The sequence below is a fragment of the Vibrio sp. 1401 genome, assembly GCF_033340295.1.
Genome location: NZ_JAWOWF010000839.1, coordinates 1 through 516 on the forward strand (window position 1 = coordinate 1; position 516 = coordinate 516).

General features: G+C 46.5%; 1 protein-coding gene. It reads left to right on the top strand.

The genetic code is table 11. The features are described 5' to 3' along the window. Positions 1-93: 93 nt before the first annotated feature. On the top strand, positions 94-516 hold a 423-nt coding region (locus R7Z77_RS28465), incomplete at its 3' end, for an NAD(P)H nitroreductase (protein ID WP_318137449.1).

The window sequence follows — 516 nt, forward strand, 5'->3', positions numbered from 1 at the left end:
AATCCCTAAAAAACAGATTGTTATTCGAGTGAGAGGATTATGCTAAAGTGAGCAGCAAAGAAAATAACAGTTAGATTCAATAAGGACTCGCTCATGGAAGCTCTCGATCTTTTGCTTAACCGTCGCTCTATCGCCAAATTATCTGCGCCAGCACCAGAGGGCAAAGCGTTGGAGAATATTATTCGTGCAGGTCTTCGTGCTCCTGACCATGCGGGCTTAACCCCTTGGCGTTTTGTGATTGCTCAAGGTGATGGTTTGAAGAAGCTATCAGATATTTTGGTGAAAGCCGCGATTGCAGACCATAGTGATGAAGCCGTGATCGAAAAAGTGAAAAATGCGCCGTTTCGTGCCCCAATGGTCATTACCGTGATCGCGAAAGTAACCGAGCATGAAAAAGTCCCTGCATTGGAACAATATCTTTCTGCAGGCTGCGCTGTTCAAGCAATGCAGATGGCGGCGGTTGCGCAAGGTTTTCAAGGTTTTGAAGAGCACACGTCTGAACTCCAGTCAGACGTG